Genomic DNA, 24,669 nt, shown 5'->3' on the forward strand with positions numbered 1-24,669 from the left:
ATCAGCTGCGCAGCGGCGCCGCCGGGCAGCCGGCCCAGTTGCTGCCGGCGGGGATGTGTTCCCCCTTCATCACCAGGGTCAAGGGGCCCAGGCGCGCGTTGTCGCCCACCTTGGCGCTGTACAGCACGGAGCTGCGCGGGCCCATGTAGACGCGCTGGCCGATCTCCACATGGTCGATCTTCATCACGCGGTCTTCGAACAAATGCGTTTGCGGGCAGGTCAGCGCGTTCAATTCGCTGTAATCGCCGATGTGCACGCAGTCGAATTCCGTGATGTCGGTCGTATCCATGTAGACGCCGCGGCCGATCTTGCAGCCGAACAGGCGGAAGGCCAGCGGCAGCCACGGCGTGCCGCGCAGGTAGCGCATGAAGTTGGGTACGGCGATGCCTTCGTACAGGTTGGTCACGCCTTCCGAAATCCACACGAACGGCGTCCACATGGGCGCCGCGTGCTTGCGGTAGCGTCCCAGCAGCAGCCACTTGAACAGCACGACCACCAGGAAATTGCCGATGCCGTAGGCCAGGCCGGCAATCGCCAGGTCGCCCACCACTTCGCCCCAGCGTCCCGCCCCCGCGATCGGCATCACGTCCAGCACCAGGGTGTAGCCGACGGCGATCACCACCGCGTGCGGCGCGACGATGCGGAACGCTTCGATCAGGCTGCGGCCCAGGCGGCGCAACAAGGATGGTTTGAAGGTCAGGTGCTCGGCAAAGCCGCTGACCTGCTCGCGCGCGGGCAAATGCATGGGCGGGGAGCCCAACCAGGTGTCGCCGCTGTGCATCTGCTCATTGCGCGGCGCATGCGTGTGCACGCCGATCAGCACGTGTTCGGGCAGCGTGGTGCCGTCCGGGATGTAGCTGCCGTTGCCGACAAAGCTGCGGTGCGAGATGACGGTGGGGCGCATGGTCATCCAGCCGCCGTCGATCTGCTCGTCGCCCAACATGACGGCGTCGGCGATGAAGGTGTCGTCGCCCAGGGTCAGCATGTCGGGCACCACGCCCAGCGCCGTGGAAATCTCGGCGCCCTTGCCCACCTTGGCGCCCAGCAGGCGGTACCAGTACGGCGCGTACACGGTGGCGTAAATGCCGTGCAGGACGTTCAGGCTCGATTCCTGGATATGGCTGACCAGCCACTTGGCGCAATAGATATTGCTGTGCACGGGCGAGCTGCCCGGCTTCAAGCGGGGCAGCGCTCCCCAGCGGATGGCGGCCGACAGCAGGGCCGTGAGCACGATCAGCACGGCGCTGGCGGGGAAGGCCAGCAGGAAGTAGCGGGCCAGCTGGGTCGTCACGTCGCGGCCCTGCAGCCACGGCATCATTTCGCGCTCGTCGAACCAGTCGATCAGCACGAAGCTGGGGAAGACGGGCATGAAGAACAGCACGGCGATGAGGACCATGCCGAAGCAGAAGAACACGGTTTCGCCCGTCAGGCGCAGGCGCGAGACGGCGGGGCGCGGCGGCTGGCTGGCCACGTCAAACGCGCCTATGTCGCGCGCGGGCGAGCCAGTCCAGACCCTGCCGGCCGGTACCGCCGCGCCATCGGCCAGCGCCGATTGTCCCTCCAGGTGGCCGAACGCGCCCACTGTGGTATTGCCTTCCAAAATTGCGTAAGAGCTGATGCAGGCATCGTCGCCGATGCGGATCTGGCCCAGCAACAGGCGGCCCCGCTCGACCCTGGCGTTTTCAAAGTTGACGGCATTGCCCACGCTGACGTTGTTGCCGATGGACAGCAGGTCGGGCGCGCGCAGGGTCATCGAGCCGATGACCACTTCCTTGCCCACCTTCGCGCCGAGCGCGCGCAGCCACCAGCTATTCAGGGACGAGCCGCTGAGCAGGTAGGCGGGCGCCGATTCGACCAGGCGGTCTGCCAGCCACCAGCGGTAGTAGGTGACGCCCCACAGCGGATAGCTGCCCGGCTTCAAACGCCCGGCGATCAGCCACTTGCCGGCAATCGCAATGGCAAATTCGGCCAGGGTCGCCAGCAGGAACACGCCGATCGAGGCGGCGATGGCGCGCGGCACGGTATCTCCCGTGTCGCCCGTGAAGAAGTGGTAGGTGAAGAAGGGCGCCATCCACTGCGCCATGCGCAGGGTGACAAGGCCAGGCACGGCTGCCGCCTGCGCGGCGCCGCAGATCCAGCGCTTCAGGGTGGACGGCGGCGTCCATTCCGCCTCCGGCGTGGCCAGCGCGGGCGCCTCGCTCAAGACGGCGGCGATCTTGCCGATCTGCCGGTTCTGGTAAATGTCGCGCACCGTCATGTGAGCGTAGGCCGGATCCGCGCGCAGGGCGGAGGCCAGGCGCGCGGCCAGGAAGGAGTGGCCACCGAGGTCGCTGAAAAAGTCCAGCTGGCGCAAGATCGCCTGGCCCGGGAACAGCTTGGCCAGAGCCGCGAACAGGGCCGCTTCGGCCGGCGTTTCCGGCACGTCCGATTCGCCTGCCTCGCCTGCCGGCGGCGCGGCCAATGGCATGGCCTTCAAGGCCTTCCTGTCGATTTTTCCCGAGGTCAGGCGCGGCATCAGCGGCAGCAATTCAAAACGGCCCGGCACCATGTAGGGCGGCAAATGCAGGTTCAGGGCGGCGCGCAGGGTCTTTGCCGCCAGGGCGTCCTCGGGCGCCTCCTCGCTGCCGACGATGTAGGCCACCAGGTGGTCGATGCCGTCATCCTTGCGCAGCAACACGGCTACCGTACCCACGCCCGGCTGCTGCGCCAGCACGGCCTCGATCTCGCCCAGCTCCACGCGGAAGCCGCGAATTTTCACCTGGTCGTCGGCGCGGCCCAGGCACAGCACCTGGCCGTCGGCATCGATGCGGGCCAGGTCGCCCGTGCGGTACAGGCGCGCGTCATCCTCGCTGGCCGCCCATGGATTGGGCAGGAATTTTTCCACCGTCAGGTCGGGCCGGCCCAGGTAGCCGTCGGCCAGGCCGGGGCCGATGATGCACAGCTCACCCGTCTCGCCGCGCGGCAGCAGGGCCAGGGGACGGTTTTCTCCCGGCTCGGCCACCTGCAGCACCAGCAAGCCGTAGTTGGGCAGCGGTGTGCCGATGGTCACCGGTTCGCCGGGCCGCAACCGCGCCAGGCTGCACGAGACGGTCGCCTCCGTGGGGCCATAGGTGTTGAACATGGCGCGGCCCGGGCGCGACCAGCGCTCGACCAGGGACTCGGGGCACATCTCGCCGCCCAGGTTGATCAGGCGCAGGCTCGGCACTTCCTCGGCGAACAGGGCCAGCAAGGTCGGCACGGCGTGCAGTACGGTGACCTTGTTTTCGGCCAGCGCGCGCGGCAAGGCTTCCGGGTCGCCCGAGATATCCTTGGGCCCCAGCCACAGGGTGGCGCCCACCAGGTAGGCGATCCAGATTTCCTCGAACGACATGTCGAAGGCGACGGAAAAGCCCTGGTAGACGGTGTCGTCTTGCGTCACTTCCAGCACGGCGTTTTCGCTGCGCAGGAAGTGGCAGATGCTGCGTTGATTGATCAGGATGCCCTTCGGTTTGCCCGTGGAGCCGGAGGTGTAGATCACATAGGCCGGGTGTTCCGGCAGCACGGCGCCGCGCGGGGGCAGCACTTCGCCCGGCGTGGCGGGGGCCAGCAGGCTTTCCGCCGTCCACACGGGACGCTTGACGCCGGCGTCCAGCAGGCGTGGAGCGAATTGTGCGCAGCTGACGACGCCGGCACCGCTGGCGTCATCGAGGCACACCTGCAGGCGCTCGACGGGCGTGTCTTCATCGACGGGCAGCCAGGCGGCGCCCGCCTTGGCGATGGCTGCCTGCATCAGCAGCAGATGGGCGCCGCGCGGCAGCCACAGGCCCACGATGTCGCCGGGCTTGACGCCGGCCGCCACCAGGCGCGACGCGGCCAGGCCCGCCTGCGCATCGAGTTCCGCATACGTGATGCGGCGTTCGCCGTCGATCAGGGCGGTCTGTTGCGGGCAGCGGCGGGCCGTCGCTTCCAGCAGGTCGGCCAGCACTTCCTCGCGCAGCAGATCCGGTCGCGGCGGGCCGTACAGGATGTCGGCGTGGGTGGAGGGAGTGCCTGGGCTGACTGCGGTGAAATCGTTCATGGATGACGCTTATCTGTAATGCGGAGTGAAGAATCTGATGGGCTGCGCATGGCGCGCGGCACAGTTGATACATTACAGCACGCAAGACATTTCAGCGTTGCAGAACGGGGAATTTTGTAGAGCTTTCAGCAATTATGTGGCGGCAGGATCAACCGCCATGATTACGGAATGTAAATCGCGGAAACATGGCGCCGATTTGTGCCAAAGTAGGCGCCGCCGGATAGCCGTGCAGGGGGCGGCCGGACAGCGCCGCGTCCGCGCATCCTTCGGCGCGGAATTGCTGCAGCACGTAGTTGTCGACGCCTTTCGCGGCCAGGGTGGTGGCCAGGGACAGCAACTGTTCGTCCGGCAGCAGGTCCGGGTGGGTGGTGGTGCGGCATTCGTAGGCGACGCCGCTGGCCAGGATGGCGTCCAGGCAGGCGCGCGCCGGGTCGCCGCTGCCGGCCACGCGGGTCACATGACGATAGTCGGCAAACGGCGCCTTGATGTCGAAGCCGACCCAGTCGACCAGGGGCAGCACTTCCTGCAGGCGCTGCGGATAGATGCAGGCCGTGTGCAGGCCGATGCCGAACCCCAGTTCCCTGACGTCCTGCATGGCCCGCCCCAGCGCCGGGTCCATGCACGCTTCGCCGCCGCTGAAGACGACGGCGTCGACCAGGCCTGCGCGGCGGCGCAGCCAGGTCAACACGTCGTGCCAGGGCATGGCGCCTTCCGGCGTGCGCGCCTGCAGGTGAGGATTGTGGCAATAGCCGCAACGCCAGGGGCAGCCCTGCACGAACACTACGGCCGCCAGCTTGCCAGGGTAGTCGGTGGCGGAAAAGGGCGTCAGGCCGCCCACTTTCAGTTCAAGCGCCATGGCAGGCGGGCTGGCCAACCCGGGCGCTCGCTTCCGTAAAGTACTGGCGCTCGTGGAATTCGCCCTGCTTGCCGATGTTGAACGAGGCGACGGGGCGGTGATAGCCCATCACGCGGGTCCAGATTTCGCAGCGCTGGCGTTCGGTGTCGAGCAGGGTGATGGCGGGAGTGAAGTCGGGACGTGCGTTCATGGCGTTTCCTTGAGTGGGTGAGCGAGATCGGACTGCTTGCGCGCGATCAGTTCTGCGTCGCAGGTGGGGCAGAATTCATGTTTGCCGGCCAGGTAGCCGTGGCGCGGGCAGATGGAAAACGTGGGCGTGACCGTGATGTAGGGCAGCGAGAAGCGGCTCAAGGCGCGTTTCACCAGCTCGCGGCAGGCATTCGCGTCCGATAGCGCTTCCGTCATGTACAGGTGCAGTACCGTGCCGCCCGTGTACTTGCGCTGCAGCGCGTCCTGCAATTCCAGCGCCTCGAACGGGTCGTCCGTATGGCCGACGGGCAGCTGCGACGAATTCGTGTAGTACGGGTTGTCGACCGTGCCCGCCTGCAGGATGGCGGGGAAGCGCTTGCGGTCTTCGCGGGCGAAGCGGTAGGTCGTGCCTTCGGCCGGCGTCGCTTCCAGGTTGTACATATGGCCCGTCTCTTCCTGGAATTGCACCATGCGGGCGCGCACGTGGTCGAGCAGGCGCACGGCCAGCGCATGGCCCTCGGGACTCGTGATGTCATGGGCGTCGCCGCTGAAATTGCGGATCATTTCGTTGATGCCGTTCACGCCCAGGGTGGAGAAGTGGTTGCGCAGGGTGCCAAGGTAGCGCTTCGTGTACGGGAACAGGCCTTGCTGCATCAGTTCCTCGATGGTGCGGCGCTTGATTTCCAGGCTCGTCTTGCCCAGTTCCAGCAGGCGGTCCAGGTCCGCCATCAGGGCTGGCTCGTCGCCGCGCCATCGGTGGCCCAGGCGCGCGCAGTTGATCGTCACCACGCCCAGGGAACCCGTCTGCTCGGCGGAACCGAACAGGCCGTTGCCCCGTTTCAGCAGTTCGCGCAAGTCCAGCTGCAGGCGGCAGCACATGGAGCGGATCATGTTCGGCTTGAGTTCCGAATTGATGAAGTTCTGGAAGTAGGGCAGGCCGTAGCGGGCCGTCATCTCGAACAGGCGTTCCGCGTTTTCGCTATGCCAGTCGAAATCCTCGGTGATGTTATAGGTGGGGATGGGGAAGGTGAAGACTCTGCCCTTGGCATCGCCCGCCATCATGATCTCGATGTAGGCGCGGTTGATCATGTCCATCTCCACCTGCAGCTCGCCATAGCTGAATTCCATCTCCTGGCCGGCGATGACGGGAATCTGCTCGCGCAGGTCGTCCGGGCAGACCCAGTCGAAGGTGAGGTTGGTAAACGGCGTCTGCGTGCCCCAGCGCGATGGCACGTTGAGGTTGAAGATCAGCTCCTGCATGTACTGGCGCACGTCTTCGTAGCGCAGGCTGTCCTTGCGGATGTAGGGCGCCATGTAGGTGTCGAAGGAGCTGAACGCCTGCGCGCCGGCCCACTCGTTTTGCAGGGTGCCGAGAAAATTGACGATCTGGCCGATGGCGCTCGACATGTGCTTGGGCGGACCTGATTCGATCTTGCCCGGCACGCCATTCAAGCCTTCGTGCAGCAGGGTGCGCAGCGACCAGCCGGCGCAATAGCCGGCCAGCATGTCGAGGTCGTGGATGTGCAGCGCCGCTTCGCGGTGCGCCGCGCCCACTTCCGGCGGATACACCTGGTCCAGCCAGTAGTTGGCGATGACCTTGCCCGACACGTTGAGTATCAGGCCGCCCAGCGAGTAGCCCTGGTTGGCGTTGGCGTTGACGCGCCAGTCGCGCCGCTCCAGGTATTCATTGATGGACGCGGCGACATCGACCTGGCCGCGTGTGGGGGAAACTGCATTTGTCGTCATGAAACCTCCAATAAACACAACATGCGGTGTTTTTATGGAGGTTAATCACTAAATATAGTGGCGTCAAAGGGCGCGTGCAGTTGCGTGACGAATCCTTGATGCAGGTGAAAAAAGCGCCCCCGTTTACTTTTTCGCGCGGCCCTGGCGCAGGATGAAGCAGCTCAGGCCAAAGTACGCGGCGGCGCAGACGGCGATGCTGATGGCGGAGGCTGGCAGCACGTGCGCCCAGATTTCCAGCGGCGAGAAGGTGCTCCAGCTGGCGACGCGGATATCGAAGGTGACGTAGTTCGCCAGCAGCCAGTAGACGGCCAGCAGGCCCGTGCTGATGGCGGTCTGGCGCGGCACCGGCATGGCGCGGCGCGCGAAGACGGCTTGCAGGAACATCAGCAGCACGCCCGGATACGCGCCCAGTATCTCGGGCGACAGGATGGAGAGCTTTTCTTCGACATAGCCGTCGGCGGGCGCGGCCCACTGCACTTGCAGCACGGTGAGGAACAGGGTGAGCAGGAAGATCAGCAGCGGTTTGCGGGGCATGGCGGGCAATCGAAGAGGGAGAAAAGTGGGGCATTTTACAGCCAGGTCAAGCAAGTTGAACGCGCGCCAGCCATGCATGCATTCCTTCACCTGCGTCAAGGACTGGCCAGCATGGGCGGGGCTATAGTCTGCACCCTGAGCCGATACAGGACTGTGAATATCATGATGCTTGAATCAACCACCGCCACCCGCGTGGCCGGACCGCTGGAACTGGTCTGCCCCGCCGGCAGCCTGCCCGCCTTGAAAGCAGCCGTCGACAATGGCGCCGACACCGTTTACCTGGGCTTTCGCGACGCCACCAATGCGCGCAATTTCGCCGGCCTCAATTTCGACGAGAAGGCCATCACCGAGGGCGTGCGCTACGCCCACCAATATGGGCGCAAGGTGCTGCTGGCGCTGAATACCTATCCGCAGCCGCACAACTGGGCCGTGTGGCGCAGCGCCATCGACCGCGCCGCGCAGGCCGGCATCGACGCCATGATCGTGGCCGATCCGGGCCTGATGGCCTATGCGAGCGAGCATCACCCGCAGCTGCGCCTGCACCTTTCCGTGCAGGGCTCGGCCACCAACTACGAGGCCATCAATTTTTACCATGAGCACTTCGGCATCGCCCGCGCCGTGCTGCCGCGCGTTCTGTCGATGGCGCAGGTGGAGCAACTGATCGCCAAGACGGAAGTCGAGATCGAGGTCTTCGGCTTCGGCTCCCTGTGCGTGATGGTCGAAGGGCGTTGCGCGCTGTCGTCGTATGCGACGGGCGAGGCGCCGAATACCCATGGCGTGTGCTCGCCGGCGAAATCCGTGCGTTGGCTGGAAACGCCGAACGGCCTCGAATCGCGCCTGAACGGCGTGCTGATCGACCGCTATGCGCCCGGCGAAAACGCCAGCTATCCCACCCTGTGCAAGGGCCGTTTCGAAGTCAATGACGAAGAGTATTACGCCATCGAGGAGCCGGCCAGCCTGAATACCCTGGCGCTGCTGCCGCAACTGATCGCCATGGGCGTGCGGGCCGTGAAGATCGAAGGACGCCAGCGCAGCCCTGCCTACGTGGCGCAGGTGACGCGCGTGTGGCGCGAGGCGATCGACGCCTGCCGCGAAGGCAATGCGCGCTACGCCGTCAAGCCGGGCTGGATGGCGGCCATGGACAAGCTGGCCGAAGGCCAGCAGCACACATTAGGTGCTTACCATAGATCTTGGAAATAGAGGATGAACATGCTGAAGCTTTCACTGGGCCCCTTGCTGTACTACTGGCCGCGTGCCACCGTCTTCGAGTTTTACCAGCAGATCGCCGGCACCGCCGTCGATATCGTGTACCTGGGCGAAACCGTCTGCTCGCGCCGGCATGAGGTGCGCCTGGCCGACTGGCTCGATATCGCCGACATGCTGGCCGCCGCCGGCAAGGAAGTGGTGCTGTCGACGCAGGCGCTGATCGAGGCGGGCGCCGAACTGGCGACCCTGCGCCGCATCACGGGCAATGGTCGCTACGGCGTCGAGGCCAACGACATGGGCGCCGTGCACTGCATGGAAAAGGGTACGTCCTTCGTCGCCGGTCCCCATTTGAACCTGTTCAATGGCCCCAGCCTGCAACTGCTGGCGCGCCTGGGCGCGCGGCGCTGGGTGATGCCGCTGGAAATGGGGCAGACGGCGCTGGCCGAGATGCAGCGCCAGAAGCCGGAAGGGCTGGAGACGGAAGTATTCGCCTATGGCCGCATGCCGCTGGCGTTTTCCGCGCGCTGCTTCACGGCGCGCAACCGCAACCTGCCGAAGGACGATTGCGGCTACAGCTGCCTGGAAGAGCCGGACGGCCTGCTGCTGCGCACGCGCGACGAAGTGCCATTCCTGGTACTGAATGGCACGCAGACGCAGTCGGCGCTGGTCTACAACCTGGTGCGAGAACTCGACGCCATGCGCGACATGGGCGTGGCGGTGGCGCGCATCAGCCCGCAAGCCATGCATACGGAACAAGTCATCGCCATCTTCGACCGCGCCCGCCGTGGCCAGGTCAGCGGCATCGGCGCCCAGGCCCAGCTGGCGGCCTGCCAGCCGGCCGGCGCCTGCGACGGCTACTGGCACGGCCAGCCCGGCATGGAACAGCACGCCGCACATTGAACGCATCGAAAGGAAGCACCATGCAAGATCAACTGGAAAGATTGCCGATCCCGGCCAAGCCTCCCATGAGCAAGCCCGGCGTGTCGTACCGCTTGCCGGAACCGCTGGCCGAATTGCTGTCCAAGCTGCCCCCGTATCCCGCCTCCTGGCTGTTCGTGCAAGGCTTGAACCGCCTGCTGGCGCCGCAATTGCCCGACGACGTGCGGCGCAGCCTGGAAGGGCGCAGCCTGCGTTTGCGGCTGCTGGACGCGGGCATCGCCTTCGATTTCGAGTGGCAGGGCACGGTGTTCGTGGCCGAGCGCTATGTCGACGTGCCGGACCTGTGCATCGCGGCCAGCGTGCATGATTTGATGCTGCTGGCGCGGCGCCACGAAGATCCGGACACCTTGTTCTTCAGCCGTCGTTTGAGCCTGGAAGGCGATACGGAACTGGGCTTGCTGTTCAAGAATACGCTCGACGCCATCGAGTTGCCGCCGTTCGACCTGCAGGCGCTGGGACCGCGCCGCGTGCTGGCGCATCTGCGCGACCGGGGCGCGCGCGAAGGCTGAGCGGGAAAAGGGAGGGCAGGCGCTCAGTGGCGGCAGTGGCCGCAAGCGCCGCTGCACGATGCCAGCTGTTCTTCATCCGTCGCTTCGCCCATGAAGCCGGCGTCGTTGACGGCGGCCAGCAGGCGTTCCTGCGTGGCCAGACGTTCGTCGAACTGCACCGTGGCGCCGTGCCGCGCCAGCGAGACGCACACGGTGCTCACGCCCGTAACGGCTTCGAGCGCGCCCGTCAGCCTGTCGGCGCAGCCTTCGTGATCCATCCCGATAATATTCAAGCGCGCTGTCTGCATGTGTTCCTCTTGTTTTTCAAATAAAAAAACAGCGTAGGCGAGGGGCGCGCATGCCGTCCAGAGCAGCACGCAAGATTTATTTCCTATTTGCGGTTTTATTGATCTGGATTAACTCCAGCCTCTCGGCTGCAGTCTGAAACTGCTGTTGTTTTGTACACAGTTGCCGTATTCCAGTCGACAAGCGTGCTCTGCTGCGCGATACTGTCATTCTGATAAGAACGCTATGAATGCGCTGGAAAGGAGGGGCTATGCGGCGCCGCCCCCTGCTCAAGCTTGCCGCCCTGTGGCCGTTGGGCGCGGCCATCGGCGCGGTGCCGCCGTTGCCGCTCGTGTATCCGCGCCATCAGGCGCTCGACGACCCGCAGCAAGGCTATGTGACGGCCTTGCTGCAACAGGCGCTGGCCCGTTCGGGCCAGGCCTATGTCTTGCGCCGCTCCGCACTGCGCATGGTGCAGACGCGCGCCATGCAGGAAATTGCCATGGCATCGGGCAGCGTCGATGTCGTCTGGGCGATGACGAGCCGCGCGCGCGAAACGCAATTGTTGCCAGTGCGCATCCCCATCGACCGCGGCCTCATCGGCTGGAGAGTGGCATTGATCCAGGCGCGCCAGCCGCAACTGCTGCGCGATGTGCGCAGCATTGCCGCCCTGGCGCGGCTGTCGGCCGGGCAGATGCGCGACTGGCCCGACTCCGCCATCCTGCAGGCGAATGGCTTGCGCCTCGATACGTCGAGCACCTATGAAGGCCTGTTCCAGCAACTGGCGGCGGGGCGCATCGATTACTTTCCCCGTTCCGTGATCGAGGCGCAAAGCGAGCTGGCGAGCCACGCGCAATTGCCGCTGGCGCTGGACACTCACCTGGTCATCCGCTACCCGGCCGCGCTGTACTTTTTTGTCGGCAAGCACCGGCCGGAACTGGCGCGCCACATTGAAACGGGACTGGAAACCATGCTTGCCGACGGCAGTTTCGCGCAGCTGTTCCAGCGCCATTTTGGCCGCCTCGCGCAGGGCCTGAATCTGTCCCGGCGCCACGTGCTGGAGCTGGCCAATCCCGACTTGCCGGAAGAGACACCGCTGGCGCGCAAGGCACTTTGGTATCGTCCAAGACATTACTAATAGTTTTGTTGATCGATGTCAAACAAGTGCGTCAATCGTGCGCAGGATGTTTGATGAAAAGCAAAGCAAGTTCAACAGAACACCTGTTGACACTTGTAAAATTTTCACCGAACATAATTCCTCGTAACAACATTTCTCCGGCGCAAGCGTTTATCGCAAGTGCCGTGCAGGATCCGTGCGCCCGTTCAACAGCCAGCTGCCGTCAGCCGCCGAACGCTCTGTTCTCTTGTAACCATCCGTTATCTTTTCGAAGGTTTGTCCATGCTCGATTCGATCACGTCCATATTGCACCAGGTGCCGGAACTGGCCCTGTTCCTGGCGCTGGGGCTAGGCTACGCGGTAGGGCAGATACGCTTCGGCCCGATCCAGCTGGGCGGCGTGTGCGGCACCCTGATCGCCGCGCTGCTGATCGGCCAGCTGGGCATCACCCTGGACGCCAGCGTCAAGAATGTCTTCTTCATGCTGTTCATCTTTGCCCTCGGCTATGCGGGCGGTCCCCAGTTCTTTGCCAACCTGAATGCCAAGGGCTTGCGATTAGGGCTGCTGTGCCTGATCGAAGTGGTGGTGGTGCTGGCGCTGGTGCTGCTGGCCACGCGTTTCCTGGGCCTGGACCAGGGTACGGCGGCCGGCATGATGGCGGGCGCGGCCACGGAATCGGCCGTCGTCGGCACGGCCACGGACGCCATCTCGAAACTGGCGCTGCCGGCGGCCCGCATCGCCGAGCTCCAGGCCAACGTCGTCACCGCGTATTCCATCACCTATATCTTCGGCCTGATCGCCATCGTCATCGCCACCAGCCAGATCTTTCCGCTGTTGTTGCGCGTCAACCTGCGCGAGGAAGCCGATAAATTGTGGGAAAAGATGGGCGGCGCGCAGACCGATGGCGATGGCGTGCAGGCGACGCCGGAGATGGTGGGCCGCGCCTACCGCATCAGCCGTGGCGCGGGACGCCGTCTCGATGCCTTGCAGCATATTTTTGCGGGTCGCGCCAGCATCACGCGCGTGCGCCGGCACGGCAAGGTATTGCCCTTGGAACCGGAACTGCGCCTGCGCAACAACGACGAAGTGCTGGTGATCGGCCACCGTCCCGCGCTGGTGGCGGCCGAAGCCATCCTGGGCGAGGAATTTGCCGACACGACGGGCTTGAACATGGCTGTCTCGGCCGTCGAAGTGGTGCTGCAGCAAGCCGCGCTGGTGGGCCAGCCCTTGCGCCAGCTGGCCTTGCCTTCCGGCGTGCACGTGGCGGCCGTCGTTCGTGGCGAACACAGCATGCCGCCGCTGCCTGATCTTTCCTTGCAGCGCGACGACGTGCTGCGCCTGTACGGCACGACGGAAGGACGCGAGCTGAACACGGCGCTGGCCGCCATCGGCAAGCGCGTGCCCACGGGCGACCGCAGCAATATTGTCTACGCCAGCATCGGCATCGTGCTGGGCGTGTATATCGGCGGCTTTTCCGCCAAGCTGGGCGGCATTCCGTTTTCGCTGGGCACGGGCGGCGGCGCCTTGCTGACGGGCCTCGTGTTCGGCTGGTACCAGGCGCGCAAGCCGGGCATGCAGGGCATCCCGCCCAGCGCGCTCGACATGATGAAGGATATCGGCCTGGCCACCTTCATCGCCTGCGTGGGCCTGGCGTCGGGGCCGCAGGCGATCGATCTGATCCGCCAGTACGGGCTGTCGTTGCCGCTGATGGGCGTATTGATCGCCGTCATCCCCGCCTCGCTGTCCTTGCTGGTGGGGCACTTTTTCCTCAAGCTGGAAGCGCCCGTGTTGCTGGGCGCCATCGCCGGCCAGCAGTGCAGTACGCCGGCTTTGTCCGCCGTGCAGAACGCGGCCGGCAATTCCACGCCCTTGCTGGGTTACACGATTACGTATGCCATCTCGAACGTGGTGCTGCCCCTGCTGGGGCCGCTCATCGTGGCCTTGGCCGGCTCCGTCCACGCATGAGCAGCCGGCAAGGGCACACGCAGTAAAGAATTCCTTCAACACGAAAGGCGGTCCGCATGGAATGGTTGCATGAGTTATTCAAGAAGTCGCCCGAAATTGCCTTGTTTCTCTCCCTGGCAGCGGGTTACTACATCGGCAAGATCAAGTTCGGCTCGTTCCAGCTGGGCGGGGTAGCCGGTTCACTGCTGGTGGCGGTACTCGTCAGCCAGGTGGGCGTCGCCATCGATCCCGGCGTCAAGTCGGTGCTGTTTGCCCTGTTCATTTACGCGGTTGGCTATGAAAGCGGGCCGCAATTCTTCAATTCGCTGGGGCGCCAGTCCGTGCGTGAAATCATCCTGGCTGTCGTGCTGGCCGTGACGGCGCTGCTGACGGTGGTCATTCTGGCCAAGGTGTTTGGCCTGGACAAGGGCCTGGCAGCGGGCGTGGCGGCGGGCGGCTTGACGCAGTCGGCCATCATCGGCACGGCCGGCGACGCGATCACCAAGCTGGGCCTGGCGGCCGACGAGGTGGCGCGCTTGCAGGGCAACGTGGCCGTCGGCTATGCGGTCACATATGTGTTCGGCTCGTTTGGCGCCATCATTGTCTGCGTCAATATCTTGCCCAAGCTCATGGGCCGCACCATCCGCGAAGATGCGATCAAGGCGGAAACGGCGCTGCAGGCGGGTGTGCAAGTGCTGGGGCCGGGCCAGACGCCGGCCGCGCCTGACCTGATCGGCCGCATCTACGACGTGGGCCCCGGTGCCGGCCGCTCCGTGGCGGACATCGAAAGCGCCAATCCGAACACGGCCATCACCATCGAGCGCGTGAAACGCAATGGCCAGATCATCGACGTCAGCCCGGATCTGGTGCTGGCGGCCGACGATATCGTGCTGCTGGTGGGCCGCCGCGAAGCCATGCTCAGCGTCTCTTCCCAGCTGGGCAAGGAATTGCTGGCCGTCGAAGGCATGGAACTGGTGATGCAGCGCCGCGACATGGTGCTGACCAACAAGGCTTACCACAACAAGACCGTGGGCGAAATCCGCAGCGCCACGGCGCCGGGCGTGCGTCACGGCATCTTTGTCGTGCAGCTGAGCCGCATGGGCAAGATTCTCCCCATGCAGGCGGAAACCGTCGTGCAGACGGGCGACGTGGTGACCATCTACGGTGCCGAGCAGGACGTCAAGCGCGTGGCCGCCGAAGTGGGTTACATGATCGTGCCGAGCGCCAAGACGGACTTCGTCTACATGGGCGCCGGCCTCGTCGTCGGCCTGCTGGTGGGCTTGCTGGTGGCGCGTATCGGCTCGATTCCGCTGACCCTGGGCAGCGGCGGCGGCGTGCTGCTGTCGGGCCTGGTATTCGGCTGGTTCCGCGCCAAGCGCCAGACGTTTGGCTACATGCCCAGCGGCGCCGTGCAAATCCTGAAAGACCTGGGCCTGGCCGGCTTCGTTGCCGTCGTCGGCCTCACGTCCGGCCTGCAAGCCGTGCAAACCGTGCGCGAACACGGCCTGACCCTGTTTGGCGTGGGGGTGGTGGTGACCATCCTGCCGATGATCTTGACCATGCTGATCGGCCGCTACATCTTGCGTTATGACAACGTGGCCGTATTCGCGGGCGCCTTGTCCGGCTCGCGCAGCGCCAATCCCGCGTTCGGCGAAGTGCTGAATGCGGCGCAAAACTCGATTCCCACCGTACCGTTTGCCATCACATATGCCTTGGCCAACGTTTTCCTGACCCTGCTGGGGCCGCTGATTGTGGCCTTCGTCTGAGTCTGCCTGTATGTGCAAGAACCCTGAACATTGTCAGTCTATAAGGAGTAGCAAAAATGGATTTCAGTAACCCAAGCAAACTCGCCCTGTTGAGCCCATTTGAATTGAAGGATGTGCTGATCCAGACGGCCAAGCAAAGCAACCGCCTGATGCTCAATGCGGGCCGCGGCAACCCGAATTTCCTGGCGACTACGCCACGCCATGGCTTCTTCCAGTTCGGCCAATTCGCCATGACGGAAGCGGAGCGTTCCTATGTGTACATGGACGACGTGGGTGGTTTCCCCACGCGCGACGGCATCGAGGCGCGCTTTGAAATCTTCGTGCGCCAGCATGCTGAGACGCCGGGCGTGCATTTCATCGAGGCAGCCGTGTCGTATGTGCGCGACCAGCTGGGCTTGAGTGCGGGCGACTTCATCTATGAGATGTGCGAAGCTATCCTCGGCTGCAACTATCCCGTGCCAGACCGCATGCTGCGCCTGTCCGAGAAAATCGTCGGCCAGTATATCCACCGCGAAATGATCGGCGACCATCCATTCGTCGGCAACTTCGACATGTACGCTGTCGAAGGCGGCACGGCGGCCATGACGTATCTGTTTGCCAGCCTGAAATCGAACCATATCATCCAGGAAGGCGACACGATCGCTCTGGGCATGCCGATCTTCACGCCCTACATCGAAATTCCCCAGCTGAACGATTACAAGCTGAATACCGTGCATATCGATGCGCCGCAATCGAACAATTGGCAATTCACCAAGAAGGAGCTGGACAAGCTGCTGGATCCGAAGGTGAAGGCTTTCTTCCTCGTCAATCCGAGCAATCCGCCTTCCGTCAAGATCGATGATGAAACCCTGGAATACATCGCCAAGATCATCAAGAAGCGCCCGGACCTGATCATCCTTACCGATGACGTGTACGGCACCTTTGCCGATAATTTCGTCTCGCTGTTCGCCATTTGCCCGTTCAACACCATCCTCGTGTATTCGTTCTCGAAATACTTCGGCGCGACGGGCTGGCGCATGGGCGTGGTGGCCACGCATGAAAACAATGTGCTTGACGCCAAGATTGCCAAGTTGCCGGAAACCATCAAGAAACAGCTCGATGCACGCTATCACTCCATCACGACGGAGCCGCGCGAGCTGAAATTCATCGACCGCCTGGTGGCTGACAGCCGCACGGTGGCGCTGAACCACACGGCCGGCCTGTCCACGCCCGTGCAGGCGCAGATGACCTTGTTCTCCCTGTTCTCGCTGATGGATGAAGAGCAAAAGTATAAGCAGTCGATGAAACGCATCGTGCTGCGCCGCAAGGAAGCGCTGTACCGCGAGCTGGGCTTGCCGATGGTGCACGACGCCAACTCCGTGCGCTACTACCACCTGCTGGACATGGAGTCGCTGGCCGCGCAGATGCATGGCGTGGAGTTTTCGCAGTGGCTGCTGAAAAAGCTCAAACCGAACGAAGCCCTGTTCCGCCTGGCCGAGGAAACCGGCGTCATCCTGCTGCCGGGCCGCGGCTTCGGCACCACGCATCCGTCCGGCCGCGTGTCGCTGGCCAACCTGAACGAATACGACTACGCCAACATCGGCCGCGCCATCCGCAACATGGCGTCCGAGTTCTTTGCCGTATTTGAAAAGGAAAAGGAGAAGGGTAGCAAGAAGGCGAAGAAGTAATTCGCCGGGTAGCTGCTTGAGCTCAACGGGCGCCCCGCAAGAGGCGCCCGTTTTTATGTGTCGGCTCCGGTAACCAATAGTGCAGCCTGGAATGGACATCCGTAGATATAATTGCTATTGTGAAAGTATAAACATGGCAACCCCGTGCTTTCCCCTCATTCATTGACTGGACGCTACATGGGCAGATTGCAAGGACACTTATCAATATTGCTGGCAGGCGCGCTGGGCGCGGCCCTGCCCGCCCTGGCGGAACCGCTGACATTCAACGAAGCGCTGCAGCAAGCGGCCAAGGCTTCGGGCGCCGTGCAGGGCGCCGCGCTCGACGTGCGCGCCAAAACACTGAAGGCGGAGGCGCTGTCGAATATCGACGGTCCTTCCGTGGACTTGACGGCGTTTCGCGGCCGTTTGTCGACGGACTTGAATATCGATACGAGCGGCCTGTCCGGCGTGGTGGGCGGCATCGAATCCGTGCTGCCGCCGATTCCCGGCTTGCCCACGCCGCACATTCCCAATTCCCTGAACCGCGAAGTGGTGACGGACCTGACCTCCTTCGGCTTGCTGGGCATGTGGCCCATCTATACGGGCGGGCGCCTGGATGCCGTCAAGGGCCTCGCTTCCAGCCTGACCCTGGCCGCGCAAGCGGAGCGCACGGAAGCGGAAGAGCAGCTGGCCACCCTGGTGGCGCAGCGCTATTTCCAGCTGCTGCTGGCCAAGCGGGTGGTAGCCGTGCGGGCCGAAGTGACGGCCGGCGTGACGCAGCACCAGCGCGACGCTGCCAAGCTGGAAAAGGGCGGCCTGATTTCGCGCGCGGAACGCCTGCGCGCCGACGTGGCCCTGGACAGCGCCCGCAGCGAGGAAGCGCAGGCGCGCAGCGACGAGGAAATCGCCCAGGTGGCGCTCGACCGCTTGCTTGCCGTCAACACGCAAGTGCTTCCCAGCACGCCGCTGTTCGTCAACAGCTTGCCGGTGGGTACTTTGCAATCGTTCATCAGCACGGGCATGCGCGAGAATGCGAACTGGAAAAAGATAGACAGCAAGCGCGTGCAGGCCGAGCAAGCCTTGAAACTGCACGGCAAGGAATACGCACCCACTGTCTTCGCCATCGGCAATTACAATTTGAATCGCGGCAATGAAAAACTCGTACGTTCGAACTGGGCCATCGGCCTGGTCGTGTCCGTGCCGCTCGTGCACCGCATCAATACGGGCAAGATGATTGCCGCCGCCAAGCTCGACCAGGAGCGGGTGGAAGTGGTGGCGCGCCAGGCCGAGCGCGACATTCCCACCCTGATCGAAAAGAACTGGCGCGCGCTGGAAAACGCCCGCATCCAGTACCTGTCCACGGCCTCGTCGGTGGAGCTGGCTCGCGAGAATATCCGCTTGCAAACGGTGGCTTTCCAGCAAGGGCAAGTGACGTCGCTGGAAGTGGTCGATGCGCGCCTGAACCTGGCCAAGGTCGAGACCCAGCGCGCGCAGACGGCCTATAACTATGTGATGGGGCTGGCGCAATTGCTGGAAGCGACAGGCGAGACGCAGCGCCTGGGCAGCCTGGCAGCAGCGGCCGATATCCAATTACCTGTGGACAAATAATAATGAGTACCTCCAAAAAACCCTTGGCCATAGTCGCCGCCGTCATCGTCCTGGCCTTCGTGGGCTGGGGCTTGTACCAGGCATTCCAGCCGCAACGCCTGCCCTTGCAGGGACAGATGGATGCGCAGGAAGTCAATGTCTCGTCGAAAGTACCGGGCAGGGTGGGCGAGCTGTACGTCAAGCTGGGCCAGACGGTGCCGAAAGGTGAGCTGCTGTTCCAGCTGACGAGTCCGGAAGTGGATGCGAAGATCGCGCAAGCGACGGCCGCCACGCAAGCGGCCGACGCCGTGGCGAAAAAAGCGGAAGCGGGGGCGCGACCGGAAGAAATCGCCGCCGCCAAGGCGAACTGGGAGCGGGCGCAAACGGGGTCCACCATCGCCAAGACCACGTACACCCGCGTCAACAATATGTTCGAGCAAGGCGTGATCGCCCAGCAGAAACGCGACGAGGCGCAAGCCCAATGGCGCGCGGCCGACCAGCTGGCGCAAGCTGCCCGCGCGCAATATGACATGGCGCAAAAGGGTGCCCGTCCCGAAGACAAGACGGCCGCCGCCGCCCAGGCGCGCCAGGTGGGCGCCGTGCTGACGGAAGCGCAGATCGCCCTGGCCGAGACGAAGATCGCCGCGCCCGTGACGGGACAGGTCAGCAAGATCCAGATACAGCCGGGTGAACTGGCGCCACAGGGCTTTCCCGTAATCACCCTTGTGAACCTCGACGACGCCTGGGCCGTGCTGCAAGTGCGCGAAGATGAAATGGCGGCGTTTGGCATGGGCAGCACGCATACGGCCAATGTGCCGGCGCTGAAACAGCAACTGAGTTTCAAGGTCAGCTCCGTGGCCGTACTGCCGGACTTCGCCACGTGGCGCGCGGCCCGTCCGGGCGGCACGGATTTGCGCACGTTTGAAATCCGCTTGCGTCCCGCCATCAAGGTCGAGGGCTTGCGCCCGGGCATGTCGGTCGTGTTCCCACCGCTCTGATAAGCGATGAACGAAGCGGATAAAGAGCCGGTTTCAGCGCTGGCACGCGAGTGGCGGCGCTTGCGTGGCGACTTTTGGGATATCGGCATGCTCAGCTGGATTCCGGTGGTGCTGTGCGGCATGTTGTGGCTGGTGTTTTCCGCCGGCATCGCGCGCGACTTGCCCATCGTCGTCATCGATAACGACAATTCCACCCTGTCGCGCCAGCTCACGCGCTGGCTCGACGCCTCGCCCGGCATCGAGGTGGCGGCGAAAGTGGCGTCCAGCGATGAGGCCCTGCATCGCTTGCGCGAACGCACGGCGTTCGGCTATCTGCTGATCCCGAACGATTTCGAACAGAAACTGTTGGGCGGACGGCAAGCTACCGTGCAATGGCTGTACAACGCGCAGTTTTCCTCGCACGCGGGCGCCTTGCTGCGCGACGTGCGCACGGTCAGCACGACCTTGTCGGCCGGTATCGAGATGACGGCGCGGGTAAAGAAAGGCATGTCGGGCGTGCAGGCGGCGGCCCAGTTCGAACCGATACGCACGACCTTGAACAGTTTATACAACGAAAACACCAGCTATGAAGCATTTTTGACCCTGGCCCTGATGCCGGCCATGCTGCAGATTTTCATCGTCGTTGCCGTCGTCACCAGTATCGGCCGCGAGTTGCGCGACGGCACGGTGCCGCAATGGCTGGCCTCGGCCGATGGCAGCTGGCTGCGCGCCATCGGCGCCAAGCTGCTGTTTCCCTTGCTTGCTTATTTTGTGCTGGCGCTGCTGTACTTGATGTTCTTCAGCCTGGCGCGGGGCTGGGCCGTGGCGGGCAGCTTGCCGGCCTTGCTGCTAAGCATGCTGCTGCTGGTGCTGGCCTACTGCGGCCTGGCCACCTTGCTGATCGCCGCCACCCTGTCCCTGCGTTTGGCGCTGTCCGGTGCCGCCTTCATCACGGCGCCAGCCTTTGCGTTTGCGGGTCAGGCCTTTCCCCTGATGGCCATGCCGGCACCGGCCCGCGCCTGGGCGGAAGCCTTGCCGCTCACGCATTATCTGCAGCTGCAAACGAAATACTGGCTGGCCGGCGCACCGTGGCGCTATGGCGTGCAGGAAATGCTGATACTGGCCGGCATCGCCATCGGCTGCGGCGCCGTGGGCGTATTCCTGCTGGCGCGCCGCGCGAATGCGCCTGCCGCCTGGGGACGCACATGATGTGGCCGGCCTTTGTCGCCACCTGGCGCGCCATGCTGACGGACAAGGGCGCGCTGACCTTGCTGTTCATCGGCGGCATCATCTATTCCTTCTTCTATCCGCTGCCGTACTCGACGGAAATCGTCCAGCGCGTGCCGGTGGCGGTCGTCGACCAGGACCGCAGCGCCATGTCGCGCCAGCTGACGCGCTTTGCCATGGCCCATCCGTCGCTGCACGTGATCGCCGTCACGCCGGACTTGCCCGTCGCGCAAGATTTGCTGTGGCGCGACCAGGTCATGGGCGTCTTGATCATTCCCGACGGCTTGCAGACGGACGTGCTGGCCGGCCGCGCCGCCCACGCGCAAGTGGCGGGCAATGGCTTGTATCTGATGCTGAACAAGGTGGCCTTGAACGGGCTGGCCGAAGTGGTGGGCACGGTGTCGGCCGGTATTGAACTCAAGCGTTTGGGCGCGGGCACGCCATCCGCTATCCAGGCCAACCAGCAGCGCTCGCCCATCGCCTTCGACGCCGTTCCCCTGTTTAACGTCAAGGAAGGCTATGGCGCGTATGTCGTGCCCGGCGTAGCGACCTTGATCGTGCAGCAGACCTTGCTGATTGGCATGACCATGCTGTTCGGCACCTGGTACCAGCGCAAGAGTTTCCCCGTAGCCGGCACGCGCACGGCGGGTGGGTATATGGGCATGCTGCTGGCGTTCGCCTGCGTGGCCTTCTTGAACTGCTGCTATTTCTTCGGCTTTGTCTTCTGGTTCCAGGATTACCCCCGTGGCGGGAACTTTGGCGGCATGCTCTTGCTGCTGGTGCTGTTTTCCCTGGCGGAAGCGGCCTTCGGCATGCTGCTGGGCATGCTGTTCCGCACGCGCGAACGGGGTACGCAGCTGATGATCGCCACCTCGATGCCGGTGCTGTTCCTCGCGGGACTGACCTGGCCCGTGTCGTCCATGCCCGTCGTGCTGCAATGGCTGCGCTGGCTGCTGCCATCGACGGCCGGCATCCAGGGCTTTGTCGCGCTCAACCAGATGGGCGCCTCGCTGTATGAAATCCGCCATGAAGTGGCGGGCTTGCTGGCCTTGCTGCTGGCCTGCGTGGCGCTGGGCTGGTGGCGCTGGCGCGCCGAGGCGCCAGCACCCGTCATCAAACAAGGATGAGCATGAAATCAGAGCAAGCGCTGGAGCCCCCACTGGCTGTGGCGGAAGAAAGATATGCCACGATTTTGGCATCGATACTGGCTTATACGCAGTTCTGTGACACACATGGCGACGACGACAACACCGAATACGACAGACTCGCGGATCAATTGCAGGCACTAAGCGGAAAGGATATTCCCGCTTCAATTTGCGCGAGTGGTGGGAAGAGGAGGGCGCGGAAGTGCTGGCGTTCAGGATCGCCTTGCCCGATCCAGTGAAACTCGACGGCGTCAGCAGGACGGACATCGCGCACATCGTTGCCAGGTTAGGCAGCTTCGAGTTGCCCGAAAAAGACGCCAGCGAACCACGCTTCCAGCAGATATTCAGCGCTTTTCTTGATGACTACTACCACGCCTGGCTGAAGCTGCACTGCAAGACCTACAACTACCAGAAAATATTCGGTGTGCACAAGGACAAGGACGGAAAGCGCTGGTGGCTGAGCGACGAGGAGAAGGTTGACCTGCTCTGGCCGCATCGCTAGCGACGGGATCCATCATGCCTCCTGATCTGCAATGCTGCCAGCAGCAGCTGGCAAAAACCGTCACGCACGGGGTCGGGCAGGTTGTCATTGGCCCGCAGCAGGCTGGCGACACGGGGTAGCGGCGCCAGCCGTTCCAGTGCCGCATGCCGGTGCACGCCCTGGCCCAGGTTGCGTTCATTGACCACCGCCATGCCCAGGCCGGCGGCGATCGCGGTCAGCACGCCCGCCATCGACGGGCATTCCAGGCCCACGCTCCAGGCCATGCCGGCCTGGCCCAGCTTTTCCTCGGCCAGCCGGCGGTAAAAGCAGTGCGGCCCGTAGGTGATCAGCTTGACGGTCTCGCCCGGCAAAGTCTGCTCTGCCGTGGCAGCGCACCAATGCAGTGTTTCTGTCCATAACAGCGTGTCGGCCGGCGCCGCCATGCCGGCAAAATCCTGATGCAAAATCACATCGAACACGCCGTCGGCAAAGCGTTCGCGCAATACCTGGCTTTGCTCCACCACCAGTTGCACGTCCACCTTGGGGTGGTGATGCGAGAACTGCGACAGCACCGCGCACACGTCCGTCAATGAAATCTGCTCCGTCACGCCGATGCGCAGCCGGCCATGCATCGCCGATGGCGAAAAATGGGCGACGGCGTCATCGTGGGCATCGAGTATGTTGACGGCATGCCGCAGCAGCACGGCTCCCTGGTCGGTCGTGCCAAACAACCCGCCGCTGCGCGCCAGCAGCTGGCAATCGAGCTGCTGCTCCAGTCGCTTGATTTTCCAGCTGACGGCCGACTGGCTCAGATGGAGCAGGCTGGCGGCCTGGCTCATGCTGCCGGTTTGTACCACTGCCCTGAACACACGCAGGGCATCGACGGATAGGCGCAAATTCATGGGTCATGACAAAAGTTGGATTGAAGGTCAAAAGAATGTCACTGGCGTCATGTCCAGTCAAGCCTTAGCCTGCAGGTTCCGCAAACAAAAGGACATCTGATGACGAGTCAAGAACCGCTGTTGAATGGCCACGCCCTGATCCACGGCCACCGTATCGCCACCGGCATCCATGGCGCAGGCACGCCGCTGGTGCTGGTGCATGGCACGCCGGCGCACAGCATTATCTGGCGCGAACTGGTACCGCTGTTCGTCGATGCCGGTTTCCAGGTGCACTTGTATGACTTGCTGGGCTTTGGACGGTCGGAGCGGCCCGTCGATGCCGATACCTCGGTAGCGGCGCAGGTGACCTTGCTGGCAGCCTTGCTCGACCACTGGCAACTGTCGACCACCCATTTGTTCGGCCACGATATCGGCGGTGCCATTGCGCTGCGCCTGGCGTTCGACCACGCGTCGCGCCTGCGCAGCTTGAGCATCGCCGACGCGCCCAGCTACGATTCCTGGCCGTCGCCCACCTGGAAGCATCTGCGCGATGATTTCGCCCGGCGTGCCTTGACGCCGGCCAGCGAGCATCGTGGCACGATGGCGCGTCAGCTGGGCATGGCCGTTTTTCACAAGGACAGGATGCAGGGCGAGCTGCTGCGGTGCTACCTGGAGCCGCTGTGCGGCGTGGTGGGCCAGCCCTCGTTCTACCAGCACCAGGTGGCGCACTATAACGCCTGCTATACGATGGACTTTGCCGAAAGACTGCCGCAGTTGACAGTGCCGGTACAGGTATTATGGGGCCAGCAGGACGAGTGGCAGCCGGTGGCTTACGGCCATCGCCTGCAGCGCGATATTCCCGGCGCCACCTTGCATCTGTTTGACGAGGCCGGGCACTTCCTGATGGAAGACGCGCCCTTGCCCGTCGCGGCGCAAGTCATCGCGTTTATTCATCAGATGCAGAGGAGAAGGCCATGATATTGATCGGCATGCTCGATTCGCCCTACGTCAGGCGCGTTGCCATCGGTATGAAAGTGCTGGGCCTGGAGCACGAACACCGGCCCCTGTCGGTGTTTTCCGATGTTGACCAGGTACGGAGCATCAACCCGGCCGTCAAAGTGCCGACCCTGGTCACGGACGACGGCCAGGTGCTGATGGACTCGACCCTGATCCTGGCGTATCTTGAGGAACTGGCCGCGCATGCTCCCCGCATCCGGCCGGAGCCGGGTCCGGCTCGCCTGCGCGCGCTGTGCCAAACCAGCTATGCTTTGGCCGCCTGCGACAAAGCCGTGCAGATCGTCTATGAACGGCGCTTGCGCCCGCAGGAAAAACAGCACCAGCCCTGGCTGGACCGCGTCCAGCTGCAGTTGCATGGGGCCTGGGCGCAGCTGGAGGCGTCATTGCGCGAAGAGGCGCCAGACTGCTTGAGTATTGCCGGCATCACCATTGCGGTGGCCTGGAGTTTTGCTCAGCAGATGGTGCCCGACGTGATGGCGGCCAGCGATTATCCGGCCGTGGCCGCTTTGACGGCGCTGGCCGAGCAGCAGCCGGTGTTTTTGGCCACGCCGATGGCGGGCTGAGTTGCTTGTCATCCGAAC

General features: G+C 63.9%; 21 protein-coding genes. 14 read left to right on the forward strand and 7 right to left on the reverse strand.

Annotation, left to right across the window (positions count from 1 at the left end):
- Position 1: 1 nt before the first annotated feature.
- From BLT98_RS18705 to BLT98_RS18725, 5 genes are all read right to left on the reverse strand, one after another.
- Complete coding sequence (locus BLT98_RS18705) at positions 2 to 4,057, reverse strand: Pls/PosA family non-ribosomal peptide synthetase (RefSeq protein WP_092610339.1); 4,056 nt, start codon at positions 4,055 to 4,057, stop codon at positions 2 to 4.
- A gap of 148 nt (positions 4,058 to 4,205) precedes the next feature.
- Positions 4,206 to 4,913, reverse strand: coding sequence for an anaerobic ribonucleoside-triphosphate reductase activating protein (locus tag BLT98_RS18710; protein ID WP_092610342.1), 708 nt, complete (start codon positions 4,911 to 4,913; stop codon positions 4,206 to 4,208).
- Positions 4,903 to 5,103 (reverse strand): anaerobic ribonucleoside-triphosphate reductase, encoded by a 201-nt coding sequence (gene nrdD / locus BLT98_RS29705; protein ID WP_092610345.1) that lies wholly within the window; start codon positions 5,101 to 5,103, stop codon positions 4,903 to 4,905. The genes BLT98_RS18710 and nrdD overlap by 11 nt, the downstream gene beginning before the upstream one ends.
- The gene (locus BLT98_RS18720) at positions 5,100 to 6,848 is read right to left on the reverse strand and encodes a ribonucleoside triphosphate reductase (protein ID WP_092610348.1); all 1,749 of its coding nucleotides are present in this window, start codon (positions 6,846 to 6,848) and stop codon (positions 5,100 to 5,102) included. Before BLT98_RS18720 ends, nrdD begins: the two co-directional genes overlap by 4 nt.
- 123 nt (positions 6,849 to 6,971) lie before the next feature.
- Positions 6,972 to 7,382: a hypothetical protein gene (locus BLT98_RS18725; protein WP_092610351.1), complete on the reverse strand. Its 411-nt coding sequence runs from the start codon at positions 7,380 to 7,382 to the stop codon at positions 6,972 to 6,974.
- A gap of 165 nt (positions 7,383 to 7,547) precedes the next feature.
- Here BLT98_RS18725 and BLT98_RS18730 point away from each other — a divergent pair, with 165 nt between their 5' ends.
- From BLT98_RS18730 to BLT98_RS18740, 3 genes are read left to right on the forward strand one after another with little or no spacing between them, the layout of a single operon-like run.
- Positions 7,548 to 8,582 (forward strand): ubiquinone anaerobic biosynthesis protein UbiU, encoded by a 1,035-nt coding sequence (locus tag BLT98_RS18730; protein ID WP_092611088.1) that lies wholly within the window; start codon positions 7,548 to 7,550, stop codon positions 8,580 to 8,582.
- 9 nt (positions 8,583 to 8,591) lie between these two features.
- Positions 8,592 to 9,488 carry a ubiquinone anaerobic biosynthesis protein UbiV gene (locus tag BLT98_RS18735; protein WP_034783050.1) on the forward strand — a complete coding sequence of 299 codons (897 nt, stop codon included), beginning with the start codon at positions 8,592 to 8,594 and terminating at the stop codon, positions 9,486 to 9,488.
- A gap of 20 nt (positions 9,489 to 9,508) precedes the next feature.
- Complete coding sequence (locus BLT98_RS18740) at positions 9,509 to 10,036, forward strand: ubiquinone anaerobic biosynthesis accessory factor UbiT (protein ID WP_081345836.1); 528 nt, start codon at positions 9,509 to 9,511, stop codon at positions 10,034 to 10,036.
- A gap of 23 nt (positions 10,037 to 10,059) precedes the next feature.
- On the opposite strand, the gene BLT98_RS18745 is transcribed toward BLT98_RS18740, so the two are convergent.
- Positions 10,060 to 10,323: a heavy-metal-associated domain-containing protein gene (locus BLT98_RS18745; RefSeq protein ID WP_070259219.1), complete on the reverse strand. Its 264-nt coding sequence runs from the start codon at positions 10,321 to 10,323 to the stop codon at positions 10,060 to 10,062.
- A 248-nt stretch (positions 10,324 to 10,571) separates the two neighbouring features.
- On the opposite strand from BLT98_RS18745, the gene BLT98_RS18750 reads away from it, so the two are divergent.
- From BLT98_RS18750 to BLT98_RS18790, 9 genes are all read left to right on the forward strand, one after another.
- A complete protein-coding gene (locus BLT98_RS18750) occupies positions 10,572 to 11,438 on the forward strand; it encodes a substrate-binding periplasmic protein (RefSeq protein ID WP_092610354.1) in 867 nt (288 codons plus the stop codon).
- 261 nt (positions 11,439 to 11,699) lie between these two features.
- Positions 11,700 to 13,382 (forward strand): aspartate-alanine antiporter, encoded by a 1,683-nt coding sequence (gene aspT, locus BLT98_RS18755; protein WP_092610357.1) that lies wholly within the window; start codon positions 11,700 to 11,702, stop codon positions 13,380 to 13,382.
- Positions 13,383 to 13,438: 56 nt separating this feature from the next.
- A complete protein-coding gene (aspT, locus tag BLT98_RS18760) occupies positions 13,439 to 15,127 on the forward strand; it encodes an aspartate-alanine antiporter (RefSeq protein WP_034783003.1) in 1,689 nt (562 codons plus the stop codon).
- 56 nt (positions 15,128 to 15,183) lie between these two features.
- Entirely contained in the window at positions 15,184 to 16,794 is a 1,611-nt protein-coding gene (locus BLT98_RS18765; RefSeq protein ID WP_092610360.1) for a bifunctional aspartate transaminase/aspartate 4-decarboxylase, read from the forward strand.
- Between the two features lie 177 nt (positions 16,795 to 16,971).
- On the forward strand, positions 16,972 to 18,381 hold the full coding sequence (locus BLT98_RS18770; protein WP_244517569.1) for a TolC family protein: 1,410 nt from the start codon (positions 16,972 to 16,974) through the stop codon (positions 18,379 to 18,381).
- A gap of 2 nt (positions 18,382 to 18,383) precedes the next feature.
- The gene (locus BLT98_RS18775; RefSeq protein ID WP_092610366.1) at positions 18,384 to 19,358 is read left to right on the forward strand and encodes an HlyD family secretion protein; all 975 of its coding nucleotides are present in this window, start codon (positions 18,384 to 18,386) and stop codon (positions 19,356 to 19,358) included.
- A gap of 87 nt (positions 19,359 to 19,445) precedes the next feature.
- Positions 19,446 to 20,546, forward strand: coding sequence for an ABC transporter permease (locus BLT98_RS18780; RefSeq protein ID WP_244517571.1), 1,101 nt, complete (start codon positions 19,446 to 19,448; stop codon positions 20,544 to 20,546).
- Positions 20,543 to 21,691, forward strand: a complete 1,149-nt coding sequence (locus tag BLT98_RS18785; protein ID WP_092610372.1) for an ABC transporter permease — start codon at positions 20,543 to 20,545, stop codon at positions 21,689 to 21,691. The genes BLT98_RS18780 and BLT98_RS18785 overlap by 4 nt, the downstream gene beginning before the upstream one ends.
- 187 nt (positions 21,692 to 21,878) lie before the next feature.
- Positions 21,879 to 22,211 (forward strand): hypothetical protein, encoded by a 333-nt coding sequence (locus tag BLT98_RS18790; protein WP_092610375.1) that lies wholly within the window; start codon positions 21,879 to 21,881, stop codon positions 22,209 to 22,211.
- On the opposite strand, the gene BLT98_RS18795 is transcribed toward BLT98_RS18790, so the two are convergent.
- Entirely contained in the window at positions 22,208 to 23,092 is an 885-nt protein-coding gene (locus BLT98_RS18795) for a LysR family transcriptional regulator (protein WP_092610378.1), read from the reverse strand. The two genes, BLT98_RS18790 and BLT98_RS18795, sit on opposite strands and share 4 nt — an antisense overlap.
- A 99-nt stretch (positions 23,093 to 23,191) precedes the next feature.
- On the opposite strand from BLT98_RS18795, the gene BLT98_RS18800 reads away from it, so the two are divergent.
- Positions 23,192 to 24,049 carry an alpha/beta fold hydrolase gene (locus tag BLT98_RS18800; protein ID WP_092610381.1) on the forward strand — a complete coding sequence of 286 codons (858 nt, stop codon included), beginning with the start codon at positions 23,192 to 23,194 and terminating at the stop codon, positions 24,047 to 24,049.
- Positions 24,046 to 24,651 carry a glutathione S-transferase gene (locus BLT98_RS18805; protein ID WP_092610384.1) on the forward strand — a complete coding sequence of 202 codons (606 nt, stop codon included), beginning with the start codon at positions 24,046 to 24,048 and terminating at the stop codon, positions 24,649 to 24,651. The genes BLT98_RS18800 and BLT98_RS18805 overlap by 4 nt, the downstream gene beginning before the upstream one ends.
- The last annotated feature ends 18 nt before the right edge of the window (positions 24,652 to 24,669 follow it).

Source organism: Janthinobacterium sp. YR213 (assembly GCF_900099875.1).
GTDB lineage: Bacteria > Pseudomonadota > Gammaproteobacteria > Burkholderiales > Burkholderiaceae_D > Janthinobacterium > Janthinobacterium lividum.

Bases quoted from the DNA above. Each gene is read 5' to 3' on its own strand.
- BLT98_RS18785 (WP_092610372.1), top strand. From the start codon at position 20,543: ATGATGTGGCCGGCCTTTGTCGCCACCTGGCGCGCCATGCTGACGGAC.
- BLT98_RS18705 (WP_092610339.1), bottom strand. From the start codon at position 4,057: ATGAACGATTTCACCGCAGTCAGCCCAGGCACTCCCTCCACCCACGCC.
- BLT98_RS18730 (WP_092611088.1), top strand. From the start codon at position 7,548: ATGCTTGAATCAACCACCGCCACCCGCGTGGCCGGACCGCTGGAACTG.
- BLT98_RS18725 (WP_092610351.1), bottom strand. From the start codon at position 7,382: ATGCCCCGCAAACCGCTGCTGATCTTCCTGCTCACCCTGTTCCTCACC.
- BLT98_RS18735 (WP_034783050.1), top strand. From the start codon at position 8,592: ATGCTGAAGCTTTCACTGGGCCCCTTGCTGTACTACTGGCCGCGTGCC.
- aspT (WP_034783003.1), top strand. From the start codon at position 13,439: ATGGAATGGTTGCATGAGTTATTCAAGAAGTCGCCCGAAATTGCCTTG.
- BLT98_RS18800 (WP_092610381.1), top strand. From the start codon at position 23,192: ATGACGAGTCAAGAACCGCTGTTGAATGGCCACGCCCTGATCCACGGC.
- aspT (WP_092610357.1), top strand. From the start codon at position 11,700: ATGCTCGATTCGATCACGTCCATATTGCACCAGGTGCCGGAACTGGCC.
- BLT98_RS18805 (WP_092610384.1), top strand. From the start codon at position 24,046: ATGATATTGATCGGCATGCTCGATTCGCCCTACGTCAGGCGCGTTGCC.
- BLT98_RS18780 (WP_244517571.1), top strand. From the start codon at position 19,446: ATGCTCAGCTGGATTCCGGTGGTGCTGTGCGGCATGTTGTGGCTGGTG.
- BLT98_RS18745 (WP_070259219.1), bottom strand. From the start codon at position 10,323: ATGCAGACAGCGCGCTTGAATATTATCGGGATGGATCACGAAGGCTGC.
- BLT98_RS18795 (WP_092610378.1), bottom strand. From the start codon at position 23,092: ATGAATTTGCGCCTATCCGTCGATGCCCTGCGTGTGTTCAGGGCAGTG.
- BLT98_RS18770 (WP_244517569.1), top strand. From the start codon at position 16,972: ATGGGCAGATTGCAAGGACACTTATCAATATTGCTGGCAGGCGCGCTG.
- BLT98_RS18775 (WP_092610366.1), top strand. From the start codon at position 18,384: ATGAGTACCTCCAAAAAACCCTTGGCCATAGTCGCCGCCGTCATCGTC.
- BLT98_RS18765 (WP_092610360.1), top strand. From the start codon at position 15,184: ATGGATTTCAGTAACCCAAGCAAACTCGCCCTGTTGAGCCCATTTGAA.
- nrdD (WP_092610345.1), bottom strand. From the start codon at position 5,103: ATGAACGCACGTCCCGACTTCACTCCCGCCATCACCCTGCTCGACACC.
- BLT98_RS18740 (WP_081345836.1), top strand. From the start codon at position 9,509: ATGCAAGATCAACTGGAAAGATTGCCGATCCCGGCCAAGCCTCCCATG.
- BLT98_RS18710 (WP_092610342.1), bottom strand. From the start codon at position 4,913: ATGGCGCTTGAACTGAAAGTGGGCGGCCTGACGCCCTTTTCCGCCACC.
- BLT98_RS18750 (WP_092610354.1), top strand. From the start codon at position 10,572: ATGCGGCGCCGCCCCCTGCTCAAGCTTGCCGCCCTGTGGCCGTTGGGC.
- BLT98_RS18720 (WP_092610348.1), bottom strand. From the start codon at position 6,848: ATGACGACAAATGCAGTTTCCCCCACACGCGGCCAGGTCGATGTCGCC.